General features: G+C 67.9%; 24 protein-coding genes. 11 read left to right on the top strand and 13 right to left on the bottom strand.

The features are described 5' to 3' along the window. Positions 1-128 precede the first annotated feature (128 nt). The 11 genes from IC605_RS23045 to IC605_RS23000 form a co-directional block, all read right to left on the bottom strand. Complete coding sequence (locus tag IC605_RS23045; protein ID WP_216329392.1) at positions 129-902, bottom strand: IS982 family transposase; 774 nt, start codon at positions 900-902, stop codon at positions 129-131. A 54-nt stretch (positions 903-956) separates the two neighbouring features. After that, positions 957-1,556, bottom strand: a complete 600-nt coding sequence (locus IC605_RS23040; RefSeq protein WP_216329390.1) for a helix-turn-helix transcriptional regulator — start codon at positions 1,554-1,556, stop codon at positions 957-959. 345 nt (positions 1,557-1,901) lie between these two features. Then, positions 1,902-2,024: a hypothetical protein gene (locus tag IC605_RS25310; protein ID WP_281416516.1), complete on the bottom strand. Its 123-nt coding sequence runs from the start codon at positions 2,022-2,024 to the stop codon at positions 1,902-1,904. Between the two features lie 387 nt (positions 2,025-2,411). Continuing rightward, positions 2,412-2,735, bottom strand: coding sequence for a hypothetical protein (locus tag IC605_RS23035; RefSeq protein ID WP_216329388.1), 324 nt, complete (start codon positions 2,733-2,735; stop codon positions 2,412-2,414). A 76-nt stretch (positions 2,736-2,811) separates the two neighbouring features. Further along, entirely contained in the window at positions 2,812-3,546 is a 735-nt protein-coding gene (locus IC605_RS23030) for a PRTRC system ThiF family protein (RefSeq protein ID WP_216329386.1), read from the bottom strand. Continuing rightward, on the bottom strand, positions 3,546-4,244 hold the full coding sequence (locus IC605_RS23025) for a PRTRC system protein B (protein WP_216329384.1): 699 nt from the start codon (positions 4,242-4,244) through the stop codon (positions 3,546-3,548). Before IC605_RS23025 ends, IC605_RS23030 begins: the two co-directional genes overlap by 1 nt. 72 nt (positions 4,245-4,316) lie before the next feature. After that, positions 4,317-5,378 (bottom strand): hypothetical protein, encoded by a 1,062-nt coding sequence (locus IC605_RS23020; RefSeq protein WP_216329382.1) that lies wholly within the window; start codon positions 5,376-5,378, stop codon positions 4,317-4,319. A gap of 35 nt (positions 5,379-5,413) precedes the next feature. Further along, positions 5,414-5,569 (bottom strand): hypothetical protein, encoded by a 156-nt coding sequence (locus IC605_RS23015; RefSeq protein WP_216329380.1) that lies wholly within the window; start codon positions 5,567-5,569, stop codon positions 5,414-5,416. Positions 5,570-5,603: 34 nt separating this feature from the next. Further along, a complete protein-coding gene (locus IC605_RS23010) occupies positions 5,604-5,825 on the bottom strand; it encodes a PRTRC system protein C (RefSeq protein WP_216329378.1) in 222 nt (73 codons plus the stop codon). Between the two features lie 48 nt (positions 5,826-5,873). After that, on the bottom strand, positions 5,874-6,176 hold the full coding sequence (locus IC605_RS23005; protein WP_216329376.1) for a hypothetical protein: 303 nt from the start codon (positions 6,174-6,176) through the stop codon (positions 5,874-5,876). A 196-nt stretch (positions 6,177-6,372) separates the two neighbouring features. Beyond that, positions 6,373-7,512: a PEGA domain-containing protein gene (locus tag IC605_RS23000; protein ID WP_216329374.1), complete on the bottom strand. Its 1,140-nt coding sequence runs from the start codon at positions 7,510-7,512 to the stop codon at positions 6,373-6,375. 272 nt (positions 7,513-7,784) lie between these two features. On the opposite strand from IC605_RS23000, the gene IC605_RS22995 reads away from it, so the two are divergent. From IC605_RS22995 to IC605_RS22960, 8 genes are all read left to right on the top strand, one after another. Continuing rightward, positions 7,785-8,015: a type 1 glutamine amidotransferase family protein gene (locus IC605_RS22995; RefSeq protein WP_216329372.1), complete on the top strand. Its 231-nt coding sequence runs from the start codon at positions 7,785-7,787 to the stop codon at positions 8,013-8,015. A gap of 226 nt (positions 8,016-8,241) precedes the next feature. Further along, entirely contained in the window at positions 8,242-8,817 is a 576-nt protein-coding gene (locus IC605_RS22990) for a DUF2239 family protein (protein WP_216329370.1), read from the top strand. Continuing rightward, positions 8,807-9,412, top strand: coding sequence for a DUF2336 domain-containing protein (locus IC605_RS22985; RefSeq protein ID WP_246581213.1), 606 nt, complete (start codon positions 8,807-8,809; stop codon positions 9,410-9,412). Before IC605_RS22990 ends, IC605_RS22985 begins: the two co-directional genes overlap by 11 nt. 905 nt (positions 9,413-10,317) lie before the next feature. Then, complete coding sequence (locus IC605_RS22980) at positions 10,318-10,725, top strand: hypothetical protein (RefSeq protein ID WP_216329368.1); 408 nt, start codon at positions 10,318-10,320, stop codon at positions 10,723-10,725. Positions 10,726-10,832: 107 nt separating this feature from the next. Then, entirely contained in the window at positions 10,833-11,252 is a 420-nt protein-coding gene (locus IC605_RS22975; RefSeq protein ID WP_216329366.1) for a hypothetical protein, read from the top strand. Positions 11,253-11,892: 640 nt separating this feature from the next. Next, positions 11,893-13,683 (top strand): M3 family oligoendopeptidase, encoded by a 1,791-nt coding sequence (locus tag IC605_RS22970; RefSeq protein WP_216329364.1) that lies wholly within the window; start codon positions 11,893-11,895, stop codon positions 13,681-13,683. 795 nt (positions 13,684-14,478) lie between these two features. Continuing rightward, positions 14,479-14,889: a hypothetical protein gene (locus IC605_RS22965; RefSeq protein ID WP_216329363.1), complete on the top strand. Its 411-nt coding sequence runs from the start codon at positions 14,479-14,481 to the stop codon at positions 14,887-14,889. Between the two features lie 208 nt (positions 14,890-15,097). Then, complete coding sequence (locus IC605_RS22960; protein WP_216329361.1) at positions 15,098-15,316, top strand: hypothetical protein; 219 nt, start codon at positions 15,098-15,100, stop codon at positions 15,314-15,316. Between the two features lie 191 nt (positions 15,317-15,507). Here IC605_RS22960 and IC605_RS22955 read toward each other — a convergent pair whose 3' ends face one another. Continuing rightward, complete coding sequence (locus IC605_RS22955; RefSeq protein ID WP_216329358.1) at positions 15,508-16,200, bottom strand: TetR/AcrR family transcriptional regulator; 693 nt, start codon at positions 16,198-16,200, stop codon at positions 15,508-15,510. 341 nt (positions 16,201-16,541) lie between these two features. On the opposite strand from IC605_RS22955, the gene IC605_RS22950 reads away from it, so the two are divergent. The 3 genes from IC605_RS22950 to IC605_RS22940 all read left to right on the top strand — a co-directional run bounded on the left by IC605_RS22950 (position 16,542) and on the right by IC605_RS22940 (position 18,407). Continuing rightward, positions 16,542-16,679 carry a hypothetical protein gene (locus IC605_RS22950; protein ID WP_216329356.1) on the top strand — a complete coding sequence of 46 codons (138 nt, stop codon included), beginning with the start codon at positions 16,542-16,544 and terminating at the stop codon, positions 16,677-16,679. A gap of 92 nt (positions 16,680-16,771) precedes the next feature. Next, positions 16,772-17,320: an ester cyclase gene (locus IC605_RS22945; RefSeq protein WP_216329354.1), complete on the top strand. Its 549-nt coding sequence runs from the start codon at positions 16,772-16,774 to the stop codon at positions 17,318-17,320. Between the two features lie 76 nt (positions 17,321-17,396). Next, the gene (locus IC605_RS22940; protein WP_216329352.1) at positions 17,397-18,407 is read left to right on the top strand and encodes an NAD-dependent epimerase/dehydratase family protein; all 1,011 of its coding nucleotides are present in this window, start codon (positions 17,397-17,399) and stop codon (positions 18,405-18,407) included. 476 nt (positions 18,408-18,883) lie between these two features. Here the strand turns inward: IC605_RS22940 and IC605_RS22935 are convergent, their stop codons facing one another. Beyond that, positions 18,884-21,214 (bottom strand): putative bifunctional diguanylate cyclase/phosphodiesterase, encoded by a 2,331-nt coding sequence (locus IC605_RS22935; RefSeq protein WP_216329350.1) that lies wholly within the window; start codon positions 21,212-21,214, stop codon positions 18,884-18,886. Positions 21,215-21,609 lie beyond the last annotated feature (395 nt).

The following is a 21,609-nucleotide window of genomic DNA, read 5'->3' as shown; positions in this document are numbered from 1 at the left end:
AGAGACTGGTGCTGTGGGTGGACGAGTGAAGTTTACAAAATAGCTGAGACGGATGAGCCAGCGTTTTTCACTCCGCAGTGACAAATGTCATTTCCAAGAGCAGTTTGAAACTTCATTTGAAACGCCGTTTAGGGCTGGGCGAGGTTGTGGGCGAGCACGGCCAGAACGGTGCGTAACCGCAGTGAGGCAAGCGTTTTGGTTTGAACCGACCGAATTTGAGCTTCGACGAGTTGGGAGAAGACCGTTTCAATACGTTTGCGGAGTTGTGGGTGGCGGGAGTCCCGCCACCCACTGTCGTAACGGGTGTTTTTCTTGGGCGGAAACACAAATCCCAGGCAGGCATACCCTTTGTCGCCGATGACCTTCGGACCACCGAACTCAGCCCACTTGCGGTTGAGCTCGTACCCCACGGTGAGGTCGTGCAGGTTGGCGGGGCGAAGCAGGTATTGCACGATTTCGCCCTGGGGTGAGACCCAAGCATGGAGCTTGTAGCCGTACACCTCACCTTGCGTCCCGAAGCCCCACCGGGCGCCCGGAAACTTGCAGCGTTTGCCGCGCTTCGGGCGGCAAACCGGTAGGGGCATGGAGTCGATGATCACCTCGGCGTAACGCTTGGACGGCCCGACCAGGGCTTCGAGCTGGCTCAGCAGACGTAACCCACGGGTATACGCCTGCGTGTACGAGGGAAGACCGAAGCGGTCTTCCCTCAGCAGATTCCACCAAATCGACGGGTATGGATACTTGAACACCAGGCGGGCGAGCAGCAGGGCGACCAAAAGCGCATCCGTAAGCTTCTGGTGCTTGCACCGCTTCTGATCGCTGAAATGCCGCTTTGCCCAGCGGTGGAGCAAACGGATGACGGCTCGACGACCTAGACTGTGATGGGGACGGTATCTGCACATACCGTCCCCATTGTTCCTCGTCTCCGTGCTGGTCGGCCCTTTCTCACTCCAGCCCTAAACGGGGTTTGAAGTCGGCTCCCGCATTGGACCGAGTTCAAGCAAGTGCCAGAGGCCCCAGTAGTAGAGGGTGGCCTGGGTCCGGTTCTCGAAGCCCAGCTTCTCGAAGACGCGGCACAGGCCGTTGCGCACGGTGCCTTCACTCAGTTGGAGTTCCTGGGCGATCCGTCTGTTCTCCCAGCCCTGGGCACTGAGGCGCAGCAGTCGGCGCTCCGGACAGGTCAGGGGGCTGTCATGCTGTGGCGTGCGGCGGAAGGACTCCCCTGAGGCGGCGCGGTCAAGTGCCTCGGCCAAATGCTCGACGCTATGCCCTCCGGCCAGCAGACCGCGCGGCCAGCCGGTCCACAGGTCCTCCCAGTATTCGGGGCAGGGGTTATCGGTGACCACGATCCACTCTCCGTGGCTCATCTGCGCCAGCCCTTGCAAGGCGACACCCCAGGGACCGTCAATCAACAGGCCAAGGGTAGCCTCTTCGCAGGCCTCCCAGCCGAATTGCTGTAAGCGCCGCGCGATTTCAGCGGCGAGAGCGGGGATGCCACAGTGCAGGCGGTAGCGGCGTGGGACCACCGGGGATGTTGATGGGGCAGATGTGGTCATACCTCCTTGTGCTTAGCATGGGGAGCGTGAACCTGTGGTTGCACATGCGGATTGCGCTTTGGGATGAGGCCAGGTGACAGCCACCCGCCTGCCCCAGGCCTGGGTCGAGGTCCTCGACGGTCTGCGGACCGACGAGCTGCCCGAGGGTGAGGTCTTCCCTCTCGACCTCTCCTCTATCGAGGCTGCTGCGGTGGCTCAGGTGAGCGACCCGCGAGGGTGGGAAGCCTTGACGGCGTTCCATGCCCGTCGTGAGCCGCTGGAGGTCACGGCGGGGCGGTGGAACATCCCCCGCGAGCGGGTGCGGCACCTCGGGCGGCGCGCCCTCCAACAGTTGACAAGCCACTTTCACTCCCGGGGCTGGGCGGCTCGGCTGTACGAGCTGGCGCAGGTGCCGCGCACCGTGGTGATCCCCAGCGAGGTCGAGGAGGCCTGGCCGATCCTCGCGCTCGCCGCCCTCAGCCGCCACACGCCGAATCTCCGCACCGTGCGGCTGCGAGGCGACCTGTGGGCGCTCTTCGTGTGTTCGGACTGGCACCTGGCGCCCAGGGGGAGGCTGGGCGCCCCACGCTTCTTCACGGAGGTTGAGGCCGCGCAGGTCCTGGGCCTGCCCGCCGAGGTGTTGCGGGTGACCTGGCCGTCTCCGCGCCTGGGGGTGCGCCGGACCCGTGATGGCCGCTCCGCCCCGCCGGAGGATCGCTGGAAGGCTGCGGCCTGGCTGGGTGCTGTGGCGGGGCGCTCGCCGAGGCCGAGCAGACCACCTGGGATGAGCGATTGCTGTGCGCGGCCGTGCGGTCGCGGCCAGGGGTGTCCGATATGCAGGACAACAGGAAGACCCCTGCCCGCGACCTGCTGTGATCACCACGGCAACAGGGGGTTGCTGACCTCGGGCACAGGCACTGGTGGCAGTGAGACGGGTGCTGGGCGGCCCACCAGGGTGAAGTACCCCGGTCCACCGGAAGCGAGCGTGTCCTCCAGCACGTCGAGCAGGGTCTGGAAAGGCACGTCCGCCCTCGGCTCCAGCGCGGTGCCCTGCTCGTCGGTGACGCGCAGGCTGACGGCCTGCCCCCGGGGTGTACGCCGGACTGTGACGCTGACGTGTGCGGCCTGGGGGCCGTACCACGCGCCGACGCGAGCGGCGTAAGCACGCTGCCACTCCCGCTCTTCCTTCGATCTGGGCATACAGGATGTCCACGCCCGGCTCGGGCGTGAGGGTCCGGGCAGCGACCGCACCGGACGAGTCGGAGGCGGGGCCTCGTCAACACACCCGGCTGCTGAGGGCTGCGCCGCGCAACTCGAAGTACCGGGCGTGGTGCGTAAGTTCCCGGTGCCGGAAGAGTTGCCACAACAGGTCCAGCGCGTGCGTCGCCACCATCCGCCCCACGAACAGGTCCTGACGGCTCAAGGCCTCAATGGCGCTGCAACTCGGCGTGTCCTCCTCGGGTGTAGTCGTATCCATCAATTCGGGGTGGAGTTCGGTCGCACAGGGGAGGTGGTGCTTGAGGCGCTTGCCGGCTTCCCGGGGCGTCCCCAGGACGACTTGCCCGGTCGTGAGGTCGTTCCCGCAGTCCAGCCAGTATCGACAGGTGTACCTGCCCTTTCCGTGCGCGGCGAGATGCAAACTCCTGCGGGCCGCCCGGGAGTCGACGCAACTGATCACCAGGTCCCAGGGCGCCCGGGCACGATGACCGCTGAACTTGAGGGGGACGGCGACCCAATCGAGGGTGCACGCCAGATTCACGCGGGTGACGAGCACCTCGGCCTTGTTGCGCCCGAGGTCGCTGTGGTGGTACCGCTGGCGGACCAGGTTGGCGTGGCTCACCTCGTCCGGGTCGAAGGCGGTGACATGCAGGCCGGCGTGGTCGAGTGCCCGGAGTGCCAGGTGCAGGTGGGTGAGCCCGGTCAACACCTCGCTGCCGGTCCCACCCACACCGACGACGGCGACCTTCAGGCGTTCCCGGCCCAGGAAGCCGGAGGGGAGCTTGTGGGGCATCATTGCCCTCCCAGGGCCTGTGCGAGGGCGAGACCCGCCGGGACGAGCCACTCATCCTTGAACTCGCCGGCTTCCCGCACGGCGTCCCACAACTCGCGGTAGGTGCCGCCCGTCGCCCAGCGCTTCTGGCTGTCGGCGGGCTTGACGAAGTTCGAGTAGAAGAAAGCCTGCGTCCAGGCGTCGGCGTTCTCGGGGGTGATGGCCCCGGGGCGTTGCATGCTGCCGTTGCAGACCGCGTGGTTGCTGAAGATGTTGAAGTACGGCGCGCGGTACAGGGGCGTGTCCCCGGTTGGACGCTCCGTGCCCCGCAGGGCGTAGGCGAACATCTGCGCGCCCCGGGTGACGAACAGGAGACGCGGTTGAGGGAACACCTGCCCGTCCAGGGCGGCCACGGCCTTGTCCGTCGCCCCCTGAAACAACAATCGCCGTTCCTGACGCTCGACGACCCAGGCGAGGGAGCCGACACCCAGGGCGACGACGTGCTCAGGCACCAGGGTCAGGGTCTGCAGGGCGTTGAGTTTGAGCAAGGTCTCAATGGTGTCGCGGGTGACGTTGACACCCTCGGCGATGTACAGCGCCCCATCCCGTTCGCCCAGGGCGTGCTGCATGACGATGCCCTGTTCCTGCCGATGGTCGGTGTAGACGATCAGGGCGACCCGGGCGTGTACCTCGGGCAGCGCGTTCAATTCCAGTTGCATACGGCCTAACGCCCCCGCCCCTGCGGGGAGGGTCCCAGGCGAGAACGGGACGGAGGGCCTCCCCCCGTCCCGTCAGTCGTCGGTGTCGATGAGCAAGTCCGTGACCGTCTCCAGGTGCCGTTCCGCGTTCCGGTACAGCCGCACGAGCTGCACCGCGCGCTCGGCGTCCTCGGGCGTGTGGATGCGGATCAGGAGGTTGTCCATGAAGCCCTCGGTCTGGGAGGCGACCTGCCAGGTTTCCTCCAGGCGTTCCTGCACGGCGTTCAGGTACCCGCTGGCCGTCCGCCCGCCCTGCCCGGAGAGGATCACGGTGGGGTTGCGCCGGAATTCCCCGCGCGCACAGGTCGCCGCGAGGTCCTCATCACAGAGGAGTTCGTACACTGTCCGGTCGATGTCCCGCAGGCCGATCAGGGCCATAGCGATGGTTACGACCCGCTCCGCCCAGGCTCCCATATGTTTCCGTTTCCCTGCGACCTCCAGCATCTCTTCGGGCGAGAGACGGTACTTCGTGCTCACGGCGGGCAGGGCTTCGGTCATCCCGATCAGCCGCAGCAGGTCGCCCGGGGGCGTGCAGCGGCCTCTGGCCTCCCGCACGACCTCCGCCCGAGTGGGAGGTCGGCCTAATTCCTTGAGCAGTTCAGTGTGGACGTCCTGCCAGAAGCCCTTGACGCTGCCCTCGTGCTCGAACGTCTCCGCGTCCTCCAGGGCGTCGATGGCGGTGTACACGCTCCAGGTGCTACGGGTGAACAGGCTCAGGTTGGCAAGGATGCTGCCGAGCAAATATGGGTGCAGGCGGTGCAGGGTTCGTCGCGCCACGGTACACGAGAACGCGGCGCACTCCGGGGCGTGCACGAGCGTGAGGACCAGTTCGTGCACGCCGCGCGCTTCCTCCGCCTGCCCGCCTTCCCCGGTCTCCTCGTACCAGGTGAGGTGCAGGTTCCGCCAGCCGCACTCCAGGGCACCGGGCGTGCTGTTCACCCGCCGGAGGTAGGCGTGGATGGTCTCCCGCCTCTTAGGCGGCACGGCGGGAAGCAGTCCGACCTCGATCAGGGTCGCCAGCAGGGGCAGAGCGCCTTCCAGCCGGGACAGGGCCGCCGCGTTCACCCGGGTGGCGGGGACATCTGATAAGGGCAAGCCGCTCAACGTCAACTGCGACAGGCTGAGGGGGCTCAGGGCAGCAGCGGAACCTCCTGGGGCGAGAGGGGGAGCGGGGTCAGGTCGTGCCGGAGCCTCAGGAAGGTCTGGCACAACCGCTGGTGACTGAAGGCGTCCTGCCCGGGGTCGAAGCGGCCGACGTGGGCGGGCAGGAGGGGTTGCCCCCTCACCCAGCCCGCCACCTGCTCGGGGGACCATGTCGGCTTAGCCTTTCGTGCCGAGGCGCTTCTTGACGGTGTAGACACGCCGCCCCTCCTGAAGTTCGGGGCCTTCGACGACCGCCGTGGCGAGTTCGGGGGTGGTGAGGGCGTGGATCTTCACGACGTCCTCAACGCTGGCGATGGGGTTCACATCCGCGAGGTCGCGGCCCTCGTAGACGATTTTGCGCTGGAGTGCGGTCACGGTCACTTCTTGGCTTTGGGTCATGGGGAACCTTCCTTTCGAGGAGCACACCCCGGCGGGAGCCGGGGAGGGTCAGGGGCGTGGTTGGAAGAACGCGAGGAGGTCGAGGGCCAGCGCGGCACGGTCCCGGATACCGGCGTGGTCGCAGGCGTGGGCCAGGCGAGTGACGCTGCCCAGGACCTCGTGGGCGAGGGGAATTGCGCTTTGCCGAGGGGCACCGTGCTGAATCAGCAGCACCGCGAGGGCCTCGTGGGTGTCGGCGGCCGTCGCTGCGGGATCGCTCGTCGGTGCGTCGTTGGTGTGAAGCGTTTGCCTGGTGAACAGGAAGCGGCCGTGGAGGGTGGTGACGAGCAGGCCCCGGTGGGTCTCGTCCATCCTGACGACATTAGAGGGTGGAAGGTCTGGTCGGCGGGCAGGGTACTGACGATTCGCCCGTCCTCGTTCAGGCGATGGCGGAAGGCGGGACGGAGTTGCAGGAGGGAGGTGGTGAGGCGGTCAGCGGCAGGTGCATTCATCCAGGGCTCCTGGCAGGGCAAGCCCCCAGTCCGTGGACTGGGGGTGGAGGAGCGGTTCAGAACAGGCTGGGGGCGCTCGCCTTTTTCAGGACGAAGGCTGTCTTGGTTTCCTTACCGGGCTTGACGCTCAGCTTCTGGGTCTGGGCCTCGTAGCCCGGGGCGTCGAGGCTGAGGGTGTACTCGCCAGCGGGCAGGGCCGTCTTCTTCCCAGCCTGGAAGGGGTGAGTCTTCCCGCCCCCGTCGGTGAGGACGAGCGTGGCGTCCCTGGGTGAGACCTCGACGGTGAGGTGCCCTTCCTGGCGGGCTGGCGTGGCGGGCTGACTTGGGGCGGCCTTGGGCTTGGCCGCGTTCTGGGTGGCCTGGCGATGCGCGTCGGCAGCGGCTCGGACGGTTGCAACGTAGTGCGCGGTGTCCCGGGCGACGCTGCGACCCTCCCGGTACTCCTCGAGCTTCACGCCGAGCTGGGTGTCGAGCGCGCTCGGGAGCCCCTTCACCTGCAGGGGCACCGCCGTACTGTTCGGTTCGTCCTTGATTGGGGCGGGCTGCACGGTCACGAGGAGCGTGTTCCCGACGCGGGCGAGGATCAGGCTGAGGGTCTCCCCTGCCCCGAGGGTGCTCGCGAGCTGGCTGATCATCCCGGCGCCCAGCGTCCCTGCCGGCCAGGTGACCGGCGGCGCAGGCGTCTCTGACAGGGCGGGCACGTCGTCCAGGGTCGCCTCGGGCGCATCGCTGCTCGTCTGGCCGTCGGTTTCAGCCTCATCGAGTTCCTCGTCGCCGTCCTGTTCGTTCACCTCGTGGTCCAGGGCTTCGCCCGGAGCTTCACCCTCGACGTCGTCCTGCTGAGCGCCGTCCCTCTCGTCCTGAGCCAGGCGTGAGCTGGTCTCCTCGCCCTGGGAGGTGTCAGGAGCAAGGGTGTCGCCCGCAGTAGGGTTGGGGGGCAGGACGTCGGTGGGGCGAGCGAACGGAAGGGTGACGGGCGGAGTGAGGGCGCGGACCTTGTTCAGGAGGGTTTCGGCCGCAGTGACGTCGGTCCTGGCCTCCTGATTCTCCTTGAAGAGCTTGGCCGCCTCGTCGTAACGAGTGGGGTAGTCCCGGCGGAGTCGGGCCATCTCCTGACTGAGATCGTCGTGGACGGCTGGCAGGGTGCGCTGGGGTTCGTCGAAGGGAAGCAGCGGTGCGGTGTTGCCCTGGGTCATGGCCTTGAACCTCCACCGCGCCCAGCACCGCGTCAGCGGTGAGGGTCGAACGCCCGTTCGCGAACACCCCTACGAGGAAGAGGAAGGTGCCTTCCGGCGCCTGCCCCATTCTCCTGACGGCTGTTTGCTCAAGTGGTCCCGCACCACATCCGCCCGGAGAATGGCTCTCGTCTCCCTGGTCGAGCTGGCTGGCGGCGCCTCAGCTCAGGGCATGACTGACCCCCCTCGTGTTCCACGAACGTCTCCCGGAAGACGCACCTCCGCTGTGCCGGGTGTTGTTCCTGGTGTTGCCGAAGGTGAACCTGCTCGACCTCGGCGTCCCCGCCCAGGTCCTCGAGACCACGGCGCGCTTCGGCGCCCCCTCCGTCCTGAACTTCCACGCGTTCACGACCAGCGTCATGAGCGCACAGGGTCTGCCGCTCGGTCCCTTCGCGCTTCCCCCACCGCCCCAGGCAGGCGACCTTATCCTCGTGCCGGGCCCCAGGCTGCACCCGCTGGGGTGACGTGGTGCGGCGGGCCGCCTGAACGTCAGGCTGCCCACTCTGACCATCGGCCTGCTCGTCGTTTAGTTGCCAGAACCCCTCTTCCTGGGCGCGAACGTGTGGCTTGGCCCGCCAACGGTCGGTGCGTTCCAGACGGCCCCCGAGTCGGTTCGCAGTCAGGATCACAGGGGCACCAGCAGGCCACTTGGCCGATGCCTCACGGTTTTGACCCGGGTCATATTCGGACATGACCACGCTCCCCACCTACACCGTCTTCCAGGGTCAGCGTCGGCTCTTGACCGCTCCCCTCCACGACGTGCTGACGTTCCTCAAAGGCGACTTCCAGCGCGACCCCACCCTGCCCCTGCTGATCTTCGACGATCAGACGGGTCGCACCACGGACTTCGACCTGCGCGGCACGCTGGAGGAAGTGCTGGACCGCCACGCGCCAGCACCTCCCCGAACCGGCCCAGGCCGCCCGAAGCTGGGCGTCGTCTCGCGCGAGGTCTCGCTGCTGCCGTGCCACTGGGACTGGCTGGAAAGTCACCCGAACGGCGCCTCTGCGACCCTACGCCGATTGGTCGACGAGGCGCGCCGGGCCGATCCGGCCGCCGAGCGGCGACGGCTGGCGGCCCAGAGCGCCGACCGCTTCCTAACCGTGCTGGGCGGCGACCTGCCCGGTGCCGAGGAGGCCAGCCGCGCCCTGTACGCGGGTGATGGTGCGGGGTTCCGGGCTGTGGTGGAGGCATGGCCCGAGGATCTGCGCCTGCACGCCCTGCACCTCGCAGCGCCGGCCCTTCAGGAAGTAGCGGATGACACCTGAGTCCCTGTCCCCGCTACCCGGCCCGCGGGTCGGCGCCTCCCAACTGGAGGACCTGGCCCGGCACCCGGACGCGGCGGTGCGCGCGGCAGTGGCGGCCCACCCCAACACGCCGCCGGAGGTGGTGGGGCAGCTCGCCGCCGAATTCCCCGGTGAGGTGCTGGGCAATCCGGCCCTGCCGCTACTGCGCTTGGCCCAGCCGGGCCTCGTGCAGGGCTGGCCGCGCGAGACGGTGCTGACGCTGGTGCGCCACCCGGCGGCGCCGGCGTGGTTGCGAGCTTACGCTCAGCGGCATCCCCGGGCCGAGTTTCAGGAAGCGCTGGCGGTGCGCCCGGACCTTTCGCACGCCGACCTTCATGCCCTGCTTGGACACGCGGCGTGGCAGGTGCGGGCCCGGCTCGCGGGGCGCCCGGATCTCCCACCAGACGTGCTGGAGGCGCTGACCGTCGACCCCGACTATGGCGTGCGGGTGACCGTCGCGGCCCGCCCGGACCTGCCTGCTGCGGCCACGGGGGCATTACGGCAAGACCCCTCGCTGGATGTGCGGCAGGTGCTGGCGCGCGTGGGGCGTGTGGCGCCGAGCCAGGGACAGGAGTGAACCCCTTCTGCACGTCGGTGGGGGCCGGATGACTGCATCGGTGAGCGCTGTGCAGAAGTGAGAAGTGCTGTCCACATGTCATGAGCCGCCGGGGGTCATGACGCAGCGGTCGTTTCTTTCCCGCGAGCGAGGGCGGCCACGAAAGCTCTGTGTGACCGTTGGTGACCCGGTTGTACGGGTGACCGCAGACGCCGCGCGTCGTCGGGTTCCTGAAGCTGGAGGGGATGAAATGAGGCCTTGCCGGGGGGAGCCGTACTGTCACTGGACCAGCGACCAGTCGTGGCTCGAAGCCGGTTCCACATCGCAAACTGGGGTTCGCAGAAGGTCCCGTCTCCAGGTCGTGTGGACTTGCCCTTGCCGCTCTCGGGTCGGTGACGCTGGCCCGGTTCGTTTGCCGTTGTGGAGGAAGCCGCCACGTCTGTCCCTCAGATCAGCGTTTCTCTCACGGCGTCGCTCGGTCAGTGGCATGCCACCGTGTAGGAAAAGCGTGACGAGCTGCCCGTCCCGCTCCTACTCCTCCGGCTGTTCCTCGCGGTGCCGCTCGCCTGGCTGATCGTTAGGGTGCTGGGCTGGGCCTCCCCTGTGGTTGCGCGGGGCCAGCGCCCCCGGCGGTGGGGTGGACCTCGCCGTGATCCTGACGGTCACGAGCGGCGTCGAGGTGAGCTCCGACTTCCGTACACGTTGGACGCTTTCTAGACGCCCTGCCAGGCACCATGCGCCCAGCACGAGGGAAAGCGGCAGGGTCGCTCGTGACTCCATCCCCCCGCCACTTCCGCACCGCACAGGAGGTCCCTCCCGGAATTCTGCCGCACGACCAGGCCCGTTCACCGACCTCTCTCTCGCCCTCCGAACCGGGGCGACCTCCAGGAGAAGCAGACATGAAGACAAAAGCAGCGTCCGCCGCCGTGACGGCCCTCTTCATCGCGTCGTTGTCGCAGGGCGGCGCGACTCAGACTCCTCAAGACCTGAACGGCAGGGGAGGCAGGCCCGGGAGCGTCATCTCCAACGGAGTCGGGCTGAATGGCGTCGCCCTGAACGGCACCAGTTTCAACGGTGTTGCCCTGAACGGCGCCAGTCTGAACGGCCTGGCCTTCAACAGCCTGCCGGCTCGGGGTGTGGTGGGACCCGCCCCCCAGGGGCTGAACTTCTTCCAACTGGGACGGCACGCGCTGGCTAAAAAAAATCTTCCTCCCGGCCACACCTCGTTCTCGCCTCGCTGCCCCCGGCTTCCGCTGGACCCGCCGTTCGCCGCCCACTGGCCGATCCCCACCTCGCCGATCACCCCGACCGGCGGGCTCAACTGTCCTACCTGATCGGCTGTGCGCTGCCGGAGGGGGTCGAGCTGTTCACCACCGTCCTGGGGGTCGAGTACACCTTCGCGGGTCAGGCGGGCTTGGCCCCGGAGTGGCTGGACCGCGGGATGACGCCTTCCGAGGAACGCTGGGTCTCTGCCTGCCTGTTGGCGCGGACCAACTTCTTCGGGAGGTCGGTGCCCATCTCCATGCGGGCGAGCCAACCGGCTCCGGCTTTTTTCCGGACAACGCCCGAGGAGCGCGCGGCGTTCTCCCTGTTCGAGGGCGGGTTCTTCGGCAACCTGTTCCTGCCGGTCCCGGTGGCCTGCGTGTGCTCGGGCCGCAAGACCGCGCGGGAGGCGGCAGACCGGGTCTTGCGTGACCGGGTGTGCGCGCTACCGTCGGGCGCCCAGCTGCCCACGGGCGAACAGCTCTCGTTCTGCCGCTTCGTCCTCATGGGCGAGTGCGGGGAGGAAGCGAGCTCCCGTTGGGGCGGCAGCGCGTATCGGGAGGTCGTTTTCGTGTACCTCCGGCCAGCAGGTCGGTGAACCGCCGGGAACGGGGCCACGGCCAGAAGAACAGGCGCGATTCGCGCGGCCAGCGGGTTCTCTGCCCCGACATTCACACCCCCTGGGTCCGGAGGGGGCCCCGCGTGTGTGACGCTGGTCCCCTGCCGAAGCCCCCGTTCCTGGCCAGTGAGCCGCCCGCTCACCCACGGACGTACCGTGGGACACCCGCCGGTCTGCCACCTGGCTCTGCCAGCGTGAGCGCAGCGAAGAGTCGATTGCCCTCTGCCCCACAAGCCACGGAGGTACTGCTGCCTGGTGCCTCGCCGATGCGCCCGTCCCCCCAGTCTCTCACAAGTTATCCCGCACTCTCTTTGCAGAACGGATGCCGAGTTTGATGACGCCGTCGTTGCCAGTCGGGAGCGGCTCCTCGTCTTCGGCGGGGGCCGCTGGCCCGTCGAGGGGTTCTCCCTGGCGGCGAATCTCGCTGACCTGGAGTGGTACGAGCGGGTGCACCAAGCGTGGGTTGCCTGTGCCTGCACTGTGATGAACTCGGAGGAGACCCGCTGCCTCGGCTGTGTCGACCTCAACCTGGGAGGAGCGGCCTGCGGACCTGCTCATGGATGCATCAGTGAGCGGGAGGGGAAGCTGACCTTTTTGAGAGCGGGAGCTACACTGCCCCATGAGCACCGTCGAACTCGGGGCGAGCGAGTTGCCGCGCTGGCGCACCGACGACCTGTACGCGGGGTTAGACGACCCTCACCTCACTGCCGACCTCGCTGAGCTGCGCGAACGGATGAGGGAGCTGGAAACGGCCTTTGACGTGCTCGGCGTGCGTCAGGGCGGGCAGATGGCGACGCAGGAGAGCTTGGCGCAGGCCCTTGGCGGGCTGAACGAGGTGCTGATCCTTCTTATCCGGCTGCGCGGGTTCACCTCGGCCTTCGTGAGGACGGACAGCCGAAACGCCCTGGCCCAGCAGCGGATGGGGGAGGTCATCACGCTGAGCCTGCCGCTGGGTCCCCTGCGCTCGCGCCTGACCGCCTGGCTGGGCGAGCAGGACGTGGAGGCGCTCCTCGCCGCCTCCGACGCGGCCCGCGCGCACGAGCACCTGATCCGCCGGAGTGTGGAGTACGCCCGGCACCAGATGACCCCCCAGGAGGAAGACCTCGCCGCCCGGCTGCAGCCCAGCGGGGCGGGGGGATGGGCCAAGCTCCACGGCAACGTGACGAGCCAGCTCACGGGCGAGTACCGGGGCGAGCTGTTGCCCATCACCGCCCTGCGCGCCCTCGCCACCGACCCCGAGGAGGAGGTGCGCAAAGGCGCCTTCGACGCGGAACTCAAAGTCTGGAAGGACGCCGAGGTCGTCCTGGCCGCCGCGCTGAACGGGGTGAAGGGGGAGGAGGGGACCCTGAGCACCCGCCGGGGGTTCCCGGACAGCGTGGCCCCCAGCCTGCTCGCGCACGGCATCGACCGCGAGACGCTGGAGGCGATGCAGGGGGTGGTGGTACGGTCCTTTCCCGACTTCCGGCGCTACTTCGTCGCCAAGGCCCGCGCGCTGGGCAAGACGCGGCTGGATTGGTGGGATCTCTCCGCGCCACTCGGGCGCACGGAGACCGAATGGACGTATGAGGCGGGCATCCAGTTCGTGGAACGTCAATTCCGCGCGTACTCCGACCGGCTGGGGGACTTCGCGGCCCGCGCCCTCCGCGAGGGTTGGGTTGACGCTGGACCTCGCCCAGGCAAGGTTGGCGGGGCCTCCTGCATGATCTGGTCGGGCGACGCCAGCCGCATCCTGCTCAATTACTCCCCCAGCCTTCGAAGCGCCTCCGTCCTCGCGCACGAACTCGGGCACGGTTACCACAACCTGCTCAAATCCACGCGTACCCCCCTGCAACGCGAGACGCCCATGACCCTGGCGGAGACGGCGAGCATCTTCTGCGAGACGACCATCCAGAACGCCGCGCTGGAGCGGGTGACCGGGGAGGAGCGGCTGTACGTCCTCGAAACCCAGTTACATGGTCACGCGCTGGTCGTCGTGGACATTCACGCTCGCTTCTTGTTCGAGCGGGCCGTGTTCGAGGGGCGCGCCGAGCGTGAACTCACGCCGGGGGAGCTGTGCGACCTGATGACCTGGGCGCAGCGGGAGACCTACGGGGACGCGCTGGCGACCCTCCACCCCTACGTGTGGGCGGCTCAGCCGCACTACTACAAGCGGATGTTCTCCAACTATCCTTACACCTTCGGGTTGCTGTTCGGCCTGGGCCTGTATGCCCAGTACGTGCGGGCGAAGGAACAGGGGCGGGAGGCCGACTTCCAGGCCCGCTACGACGATCTGCTGTCGAGCACCGGCCTCGCGGACGCCCGGACGCTTGCCGCCCGCTTTGGGATCGACCTGCACGCGCCCGACTTCTGGGAGGGGAGCCTGGACGTGATCCGGGGGCAGATCAGGGCGTATGAGGAGGCGACGAGGTGAGGGTGGGTAGCTCATGAGGTGCGCAGGTGCGGGAGGCGCTGTCAGTTCTCCTGGGGTGGAGGGACATCCGTCGGATGCTGAGGGCCTCGGGCGAGGGCGATGGCCTGCCAGGGGGTGCCCTGGTACAGCACGGCGAGGGGGAGTGTGGACAGCAGGGCTGAGTGAGCCCTGGGTGGTCCTGGGGTTGAGAGAGTGGGCTGAATTCTGGTGCGGGCGGGGGGGATGCGAGCTGAGCTAATTAATAAAAGGGGGCGGGGAAGCCAATGCCTCCCCCGCCCCCCGGCCCAGCCCAGCAGGCAGAAGGGCAACAACCCGAGACCGCCACTCATGTGCTCAGACTGCCCCAGCCTGAGCACGTGCGTCATCACGCTGGTCGAACCCGCGAGAGAACGCCCCGCCACCCAGGACGGGGCGGCCCGCCGACTTCACCCGGTCGGTTGGATTGAGGGGTGTCGGTACCGTACAGCATGGGATGCGGTGGCTTAGGCTGTCGGCTTGGACAGCCGTCAGACAAGCGGGCTTGCGTCGGAGGGAGTGGATGTGCCGCATGCAGGAGGTCGGCTTCTGGAGAGAAGCAATGGAACAAGTCCATTTGAAAGCACAGGCGTGAGGAGCTTGGGTTGGGACGGGGGGAGAAGGGGGGGAAGGAAGCAGAGGTGGAGGACCAAGCCGTAAGCCTGTCCAATCCTCTGGGTGTATTAATTAAAGTCTCCTCTTCCCTCGCCCCAACCCCCCCACCCGCTACAGTACGGACCAACCCACCACACCCCTCCGCCAGGCTCAAGCAGGTACGTCATGACCACCCTCCCCTCCCCCACCGCGCTTGACTTCCACAACCAGCAGACTTTCGAGACCTGCATCGCCCTCACCCTCCAGATCGTCGCCACCCTGGAGTTCGCTCCCGTCCTCGGTCGGGACCGCCCGACCCGGGAGACGGTCCTCGCCTTCGCTGAGCAGGCCGAGCGGCACGCCCAGGCGCTGGCCGTGCTGGCCGGGTTCCCGAACACCGACGTTCCAGCCGCTGGACAGCACTGGTACGCTCACCTCTCCACGCAGCGTGACGACCCCGTGCAGGTCGCCTATCACGCCTTACACGCCGCTGCTTACCTCGGCTTGGACGGTGGAGCGACCACCGGCACCCTCCTCGCTGCCGTCGCCCACGCTCTGCGCGTCCTCGCCCAGCGGGAAGGCACCCTGACCAACTGAAGGTGAACACCTCAGGGGAGGACGCGTCCTCCCCCCTCTACCTATGCCCGAGCCCGCGCGGCTGGCTGTGGCTGGGGGTCGTTTCATCAGCGCAGGGAAAGCAGGCCTCGTGACGTTAGGTCCTCCCCTCCCCCGCTCCTGCTCAAGAACATGCCCACCCCAACAGAAGTCACCACGCGCCTCGACCGCAAGCCCGATCCTGTTCCGAATGGCCAACCCCGCTGACCGCCCGAAGATCCCGAAGTACGTCAACGCGATCCCAGAGGGAATGGCGACCATCGAACAACTCCGAGCAGCGGGCCTGAAGCCGGGGACGCTTCGGCCCGTCGCCCTGTACGCGTACGAGGAGGGGGACCGCAGGGGCCTGTGTGGGCTGTTCGAGCGCTCTGCGGCCGTGCCCCTGCCGAACCCATCCGAGACCGCCTGAACGCAAGGGCTGCACCCTCCCTAGCGTACGGTGCTCTCCACCCGGCCAGTGAGTTCAGCCAGACGCGACGGCGAAGGCTTGCGCGGGCTGGCCCACCACCCCGCTCAACTCCGAGGAGCGAGCCGTCCCGCGACGGTGCGCCAACCCGTCTTGGACGAATCCAGACCCCTGCACTGGGCAGCGAGCAGCCCCTATTTCCCCGACGCAGCCCAGTCCTGGGGGGGTTCTGGTCCGCGAAGGTCCATCGCCTCCGTGGCCGGCCACCGGAGGAGGGCCAGACGAGTGAGCACCCGGTCAAGCGCATCTTCTGGCCAGGCAAACTGGGGAGCCGCAGTGCGCAGCCCAGCCAGCCCATGTAATCCTGCCCACAGAACCGCCGCATCCCCGGCAGGGTCCACGCTCGCTGACCGTCCGGCCTCGACACACTCACGCAGCACGTCGACGAGCAGGGTGAAGACGTCTTGACCCACCACTTCCTCCCCGGCCGCCAGCGGTACCGGCTGAAGGTCTTCAGCGTGCCAGAACCCACCGAACAGGATGCGGTACCGCTGTGGCCGGGTCACGGCGAACTCCAGATAGGTGGCGCACAGCGCTCGCAGCCGCGCGCCCGGGTCGGCGCCCGCCTGCTCGAGCGCCTCGCGGATCTGATTTCTGAGTTCGGCGAACGCCTCCTGTACGACGGCGTGGAGGATGGCCTCCCGGCTGGCAAAATGCGGATAGATCGAAGGGGTCGAGATGCCGATGCGGTTCGCCACGCTACGCAGCGACACGGACTCGGCACTTCCGCCGGCGTCAAGAAGTTCCGTGGCGGCCTGGACGATGTCCTGGCGCAGTCGGGCGCCCTCTCCTCTGGGATTGCGGGCGCGTCTGGTGGGGCGGCTCATGTAGCCACTATACACAGGTTAACTTACCCGCTAAGTTAATTCTAATAAACTTACATCCGTAAGTTTGGAGATCGGGGCACCCTGACCCCGCGAGGAGCCCCAAGAACGAGACCACCGCGTCCACCCGCCCGACCGAGATCGTCACCCGCTCCCCCGCACACCAGCCCCGCCGGGCACCGCGCTCGGTCATCGTCTCGACCTAGGCCATTCCCATCATGGTGGTGGGGCAGTTCGCTTTCCTGGCCTTTATCCTCACCGCCATCATGCTGATCAACACCTTCCGGGACCCTCGCCGCCGCGACCTGCGCGGGTAGGTCAGCGCCCTGGGCATCGTGTACGCCGTGCCCTTCCTGATATGGGTGCTCAACCCCGGGCGAGCAGAGAGCCTCAGCAAGGACATCCACCCCGCCTTCGTGGGTCTGATCGTCGCGGTCTCGGCCGCAGTGCTGCTCAGGATTTACACCCGGCCCAAGCGTTGACAGCACGGGCGCGTCATAGCAGCTGATTGATTCGCGGCCTACACCCGTCAGTTGAAGGACCGGGGCACCCTGACCCCACGACGAGGAGCCCCATGAACACCACCACCGTTCCCACCCGCCTGCTCAAGACCACCCTCGCCCTTGCCCTGCTGACCCTCATGAGCGTGACGGCCGCTCAAGGCGTGGCGACCGCCACACCTCCACTCCCGACCCAGCGCCCAGTGCCCCCCATCGTGCAGCAGTGGGCCGATGCCTGGAACAAGGCCGACGCAGGGGGCATGGCGAAGCTGTTCACCGACGACGGCGTGTACCAGGACTTCGCGTTCGAGGCCAGGTTTCAGGGCAAGGCGAACGTCGCGGGCTGGGTGACCCTGACAGTGGACGCCATTCCCGATGCGCGCGCCGTCATCCTCGACGCTTTCCAGGCGGGCGATCGGGTGGCGGTGCAGTGGGTCTTCACCGGCACAACCCGTCGGCTGGGGACTATGGCATCCACCGGCAAGTCGTTCTTGGTCCCCGTGACCTCGGTCTTCTTCCTCAAGGGGGGCCGGATTCAGATGGTGGCCGACTATTACAACCGCGCCGAGGTATTCCAGCAACTCGGCCTGCCCTCCGACGCATGGGCCCTTCCTCGGCCGTGAGCAGGCACGCTTCCACCTGACGGACCCAGGACGCCTTTCAACCCGGCAGCGGTACGCCCGCCGCAGGGAGCACACCATGACGGACTCCACCCCCCGCATTGCCCTCGTTTTCGGCGCCACCGGCGGCATCGGCAGCGAGACCGCCGCCGCGCTGGAGCGCCACGGCTGGACCATCCGCGCCCTCTCCCGCAGCGGCCAGCCTGCCGGGGACACGACCGGCTGGGAATGGGTGACCGGCGACTCGATGGACCAGGGCTCCATTGTTCGGGCCGCCCAGGGCGTGCAGGCCATCGTGCACGCCGTCAACCCACCTCGGTACGCGAACTGGAGCCGACTCGTGCTGCCGATGATCGACCACACCATCGCGGCGGCCAGAGCCAGCGGCGCCTGCATCCTGTTGCCGGGCACGATCTACAACTACGGCCCGGACGCCTTCCCAGTGCTGCGCGAGGACTCCCCACAGCGAGCCACCACCCACAAGGGCACCATCCGCATCGCCCTGGAGAAGAAGTTGGAGGACGCGTCCCAGAAGGGCGTGCGGACCTTGATCGTGCGTTTCGGAGACTTCTTCGGGCCGAAAACGGGGGGCAGTTGGTTCTCGCAGGGGCTGGTCAAGCCTGGGCAGCCCGTGAAGCGCGTCAGTTCCCCTGGGAAGCAGGGGGTCGGCCATGCCTGGACGTACCTGCCCGACGCGGGCGAGACCTTTGCCCGATTGATGGACCGGGAGGACGACCTGGAGACGTTCGCGCGCTTTCACTTTCGGGGACACTGGGACGCCGACGGGACGCAGATGGTCGCGGCGATTGGGCGGGTGGTCGGGAACCCGGCGATGAGGTCGGTGCCGTTTCCGTGGCCGGTGCTTCAGGTGGGCGGGTTGTTCAACGAGTCGATGCGGGAACTCGTGGCGGTGCGGCCGTTGTGGCGTTCACCCATCGAGCTGGACAATGCGCGGCTGGTGGCGTTCCTGGGAGAGGAACCGCACACCCCTTTGGACCAGGCTGTGAGGACCAGCCTGGTCGGCCTGGGGTGCCTGCCGAGCGCGAGCACCACCGGTATGGCTCCGCGAACCGCTGACGGTACCCCGTGAAGGGCAGAGCGCGTTTTGAGCAAGTTGCTCGCTCAATGGACGAGTTGCGGCACAACTCGCCGACTGGTGTCCCCACCGCCGCTTGCCGGGAATACACCGAACGCTCTCCAGCTCCTTTGTCCCGGACCGCGAACCTCTGGCGAACGACACAAATCAGCCCTGAGCGAGGGTCAAAGGGCAGATGGCAGGGGAAGGCAGAGGCCTGCGCCTGAGCGCCCACGGCGGCGCATCGCCTTGACGTGGGGTTGTCTCCCACGCGAAGTGAGTGGAATCAAGGCGGCTTCCGGGTCGCCTTTTGCTTTGGCTTTCGTCGGCCCTGGGCTCCAGGTCATCGAGCTGGCGCAGGGAAGTTCCACCTTCAGGAGATCAACACGGGAGAGGTGTGCGTTCCCTTCCCCCTCCTTCCTCCCTTCCGGCGCGCTGGGTAGCTGCTACCTTCCCACGCTGCCCCACTCGCCTAGGCTTCGGCTCTGGGCTCACGCGCCGGTGGTCTGCGCAACCTCTGAATTCTTCCGCGTGGAGGCGTCCTCGTCTGGGGCGCAGGGCAGCCCGGGACCGGGCCGACCCAGGCCGTAGCCCTGACCCAGGTGCACCCCCAGACGACGGGCCCACTCGGCCACCCCTTCGTTTTCCACCCACTCGGCGACCACCCGCTTGCCCATCGCGCGGGCGAGGCGGGTGATCGCGCCGACGATCTCGCGGCTCACCTCATCGTGCTCCAGATCCCGCACGAAGGACCCGTCGATCTTGACAGCGTCCACCGGCAGGGCCCGCAGGTACGCAAAGGACGTGAAGCCCACCCCGAAGTCGTCGAGAGCGAGCGGACAGCCCAGGGCGCCCACCCGCTCGGCCCACCCCCGGGCCCGCTCCAAGTCGCGGATGGCCTCGGTCTCGGTGATCTCGAAGCCCAGCCGGGTGGGCTCGACTCCGGCCCGGGTAAGTTCGGCCTCGATGAAGGTCGGCAGCTCCTCGTCCCCCAGCGACGTGCCCGAGAGGTTGAGGTGCAGGCGCAGACCCGGGTGCTCCGCCAGCGTCTGGATGCCCCGGGCGATCACCCAGCGGTCGAGGTCGGGCAGCAGGCCGTAGCGTTCGGCGGCCGGGAGGAACTGCCCGGGCAGGACCAGGCCGCCGTCCTCGTCACGCAACCGCAGCAACGCCTCGTGATGCTCGACCTGGCGGTCAGCCAGGTTCACGACTGGTTGGTAGTGCAATTCCAAACCGTCCGCGCGCAGGGCCTCTTGCAACCGCACCGACCAGTTGCGGGTCTCCTCGACCTGGAGCACATCGTGCTGCTCGGGTTCGAAAATGACGACTCGGCGCCCGCCCCGGGCCTTGGCGTGGTACATCGCCACGTCCGCCTGCGCGAGGAGGTCCTGGGCGCCCCGCTGGCCGTCCACCACCGTCAGCCCCAGGCTGAACCCCACCCGGAAGGAGCGCCCCTGGCGGGTGAACTCGTAGCGGGAGATCGCCCCGAGGAGTTGCTGAGCCACCACCTGGCCCCCGTCGAGGTCACGGCCCTCTAGCAGCACCGCGAACTCGTCGCCCCCCAGCCGGGCGATCAGGTGGTCCCCGCGCAGCTCTCCCCGCAGCAGCCCGGCGATCTCGACGAGCAGTTCGTCGCCCGCCGCGTGCCCGAGGGTGTCGTTGACGAGCTTGAACTGGTCGAGGTCGATAAACATCAGCACGCCCGGCTGGCCCTGACGCGCCCGCAGGACCGTGCGCTCCAGGGCCTCGCCCAGCGAGCGGCGGTTGGGCAGCCCGGTCAGGGCGTCGTGCCCGGCCAGGTGGGAGAGTTCGGCGTTGCGCTGTTCGAGTTCCGTCACGTCGCGGCCCAGAAAGAGGGTGCCCCGCGTCCGGCCACGCCCGCCCTGCACCGGCGTCAGGCCGACGTGCAGGCGCCGCTGCCGCAGCAAGATCATCTGCCGGGACCGGCCCGTTCCCTCGACCAGCCCGGCCACGTCTTGTGGAGGAAGACCCGCCGCCAAGAGGTTCGCGGCGAAGGAACGTTCGGTGAGCAAGCCCAGGTGCTGGGCGGAGGGGTTGGCGTACACAACCTTCCCCTGCCGGTCGAGCACGGCTACGGCCTCGCTCATAGCGTGCAGGGCGAGGTCCAGGGCGACCCGGGTGGGCTCGAACAGCCGGGTGCGGACGGCCAGGTACGCCAGGATCAGGTGCTGCGGCAGGCTTGGCAGCAGCGCGATCAGGGGGTGGGCGAACTGCCCGCTCACGCTCAGCGCCAGCCAGACCGCGAACCCGGCGACGGCCGCCAGGATCAGCGCGCCGATGATGACCCGGTCCTCGCGCTGGCGCCAGAACGCCGTCCCCAGCACCCCCAGCTCCACGAACCACCGGAGCGCAAAGGCCAGCACCAGCACCTGCCCCAGCCGCGTGACGGGTTCGGCGTCGTACATGCCGTTCGCGTCGGGCACCAGGGCCACGGCCCATCCCCGCCCGACCAGCAGGTCCAGGGCCAGCAGCGCGCTGCACACCAGGTACGGCGCGGCGATCAGGCGGATGGGGCGCCTGCCCACCCACCACTGCGGGACGAACAGGCTGCTGTAGAGCAGGAAGGAGGTGGTCGCCATCCCGCACAGCCACAGCATTGAGCTGATTTCAAGGGCGTAGGAGTCTTCCGGTCTCATCCCCAGTCTCAGCAGGATCAGCGCGTCGTTGAACAGCATCAGGGCTGCCAGCACCACATACAGCCGCGCGGGGCGGTCCTGCCAGGCGCGGAGCGCGACACAGACGGCGATACCCGTTCGCAGGCAGGCGACGGCGAGAATGCTCAAGATGTCGAATGGCAGCATGGTGTCCTCGTCAGGTGGGCCGGAAATGCCCGATCCCCTGACTGTAGGCGCACCGTCTTGCGCGGCCCTTACATAAGGAAAGTTAGGCCCTCAGGCCGTGAAGTACGACTCCCGGTCCAGGTCCTCCAGAAGTGTTGGCTGTACGGGACGCCAGCCGAGCCGTTGCTGAGTCAAGGTGTTCGACGTCGGATTGTTGACCGAAGGACGCCAGCCACCCGAAGTGAACGCCCGCCGCTTCCGGGGCCTGGCCCGCCAGCGCCGCTCGCCCCGTCGTCCACGGGGAAGTGTTCGGTCACCGGGTCGAGAACGGCCAGACCGTGATCTGCCAGCCGCAAGCCGGGTTCCAGCGGCTGCCGGGAATTCTTGGGGCCGCTGCCAGGCTGAAGGTCGGCCAC

The organism is Deinococcus aestuarii (genome assembly GCF_018863415.1).
Taxonomy (GTDB): domain Bacteria; phylum Deinococcota; class Deinococci; order Deinococcales; family Deinococcaceae; genus Deinococcus; species Deinococcus aestuarii.
The sequence above is the reverse complement of the archived record's forward strand: the minus strand, read 5'-3'. Positions and strand labels throughout refer to the sequence as shown.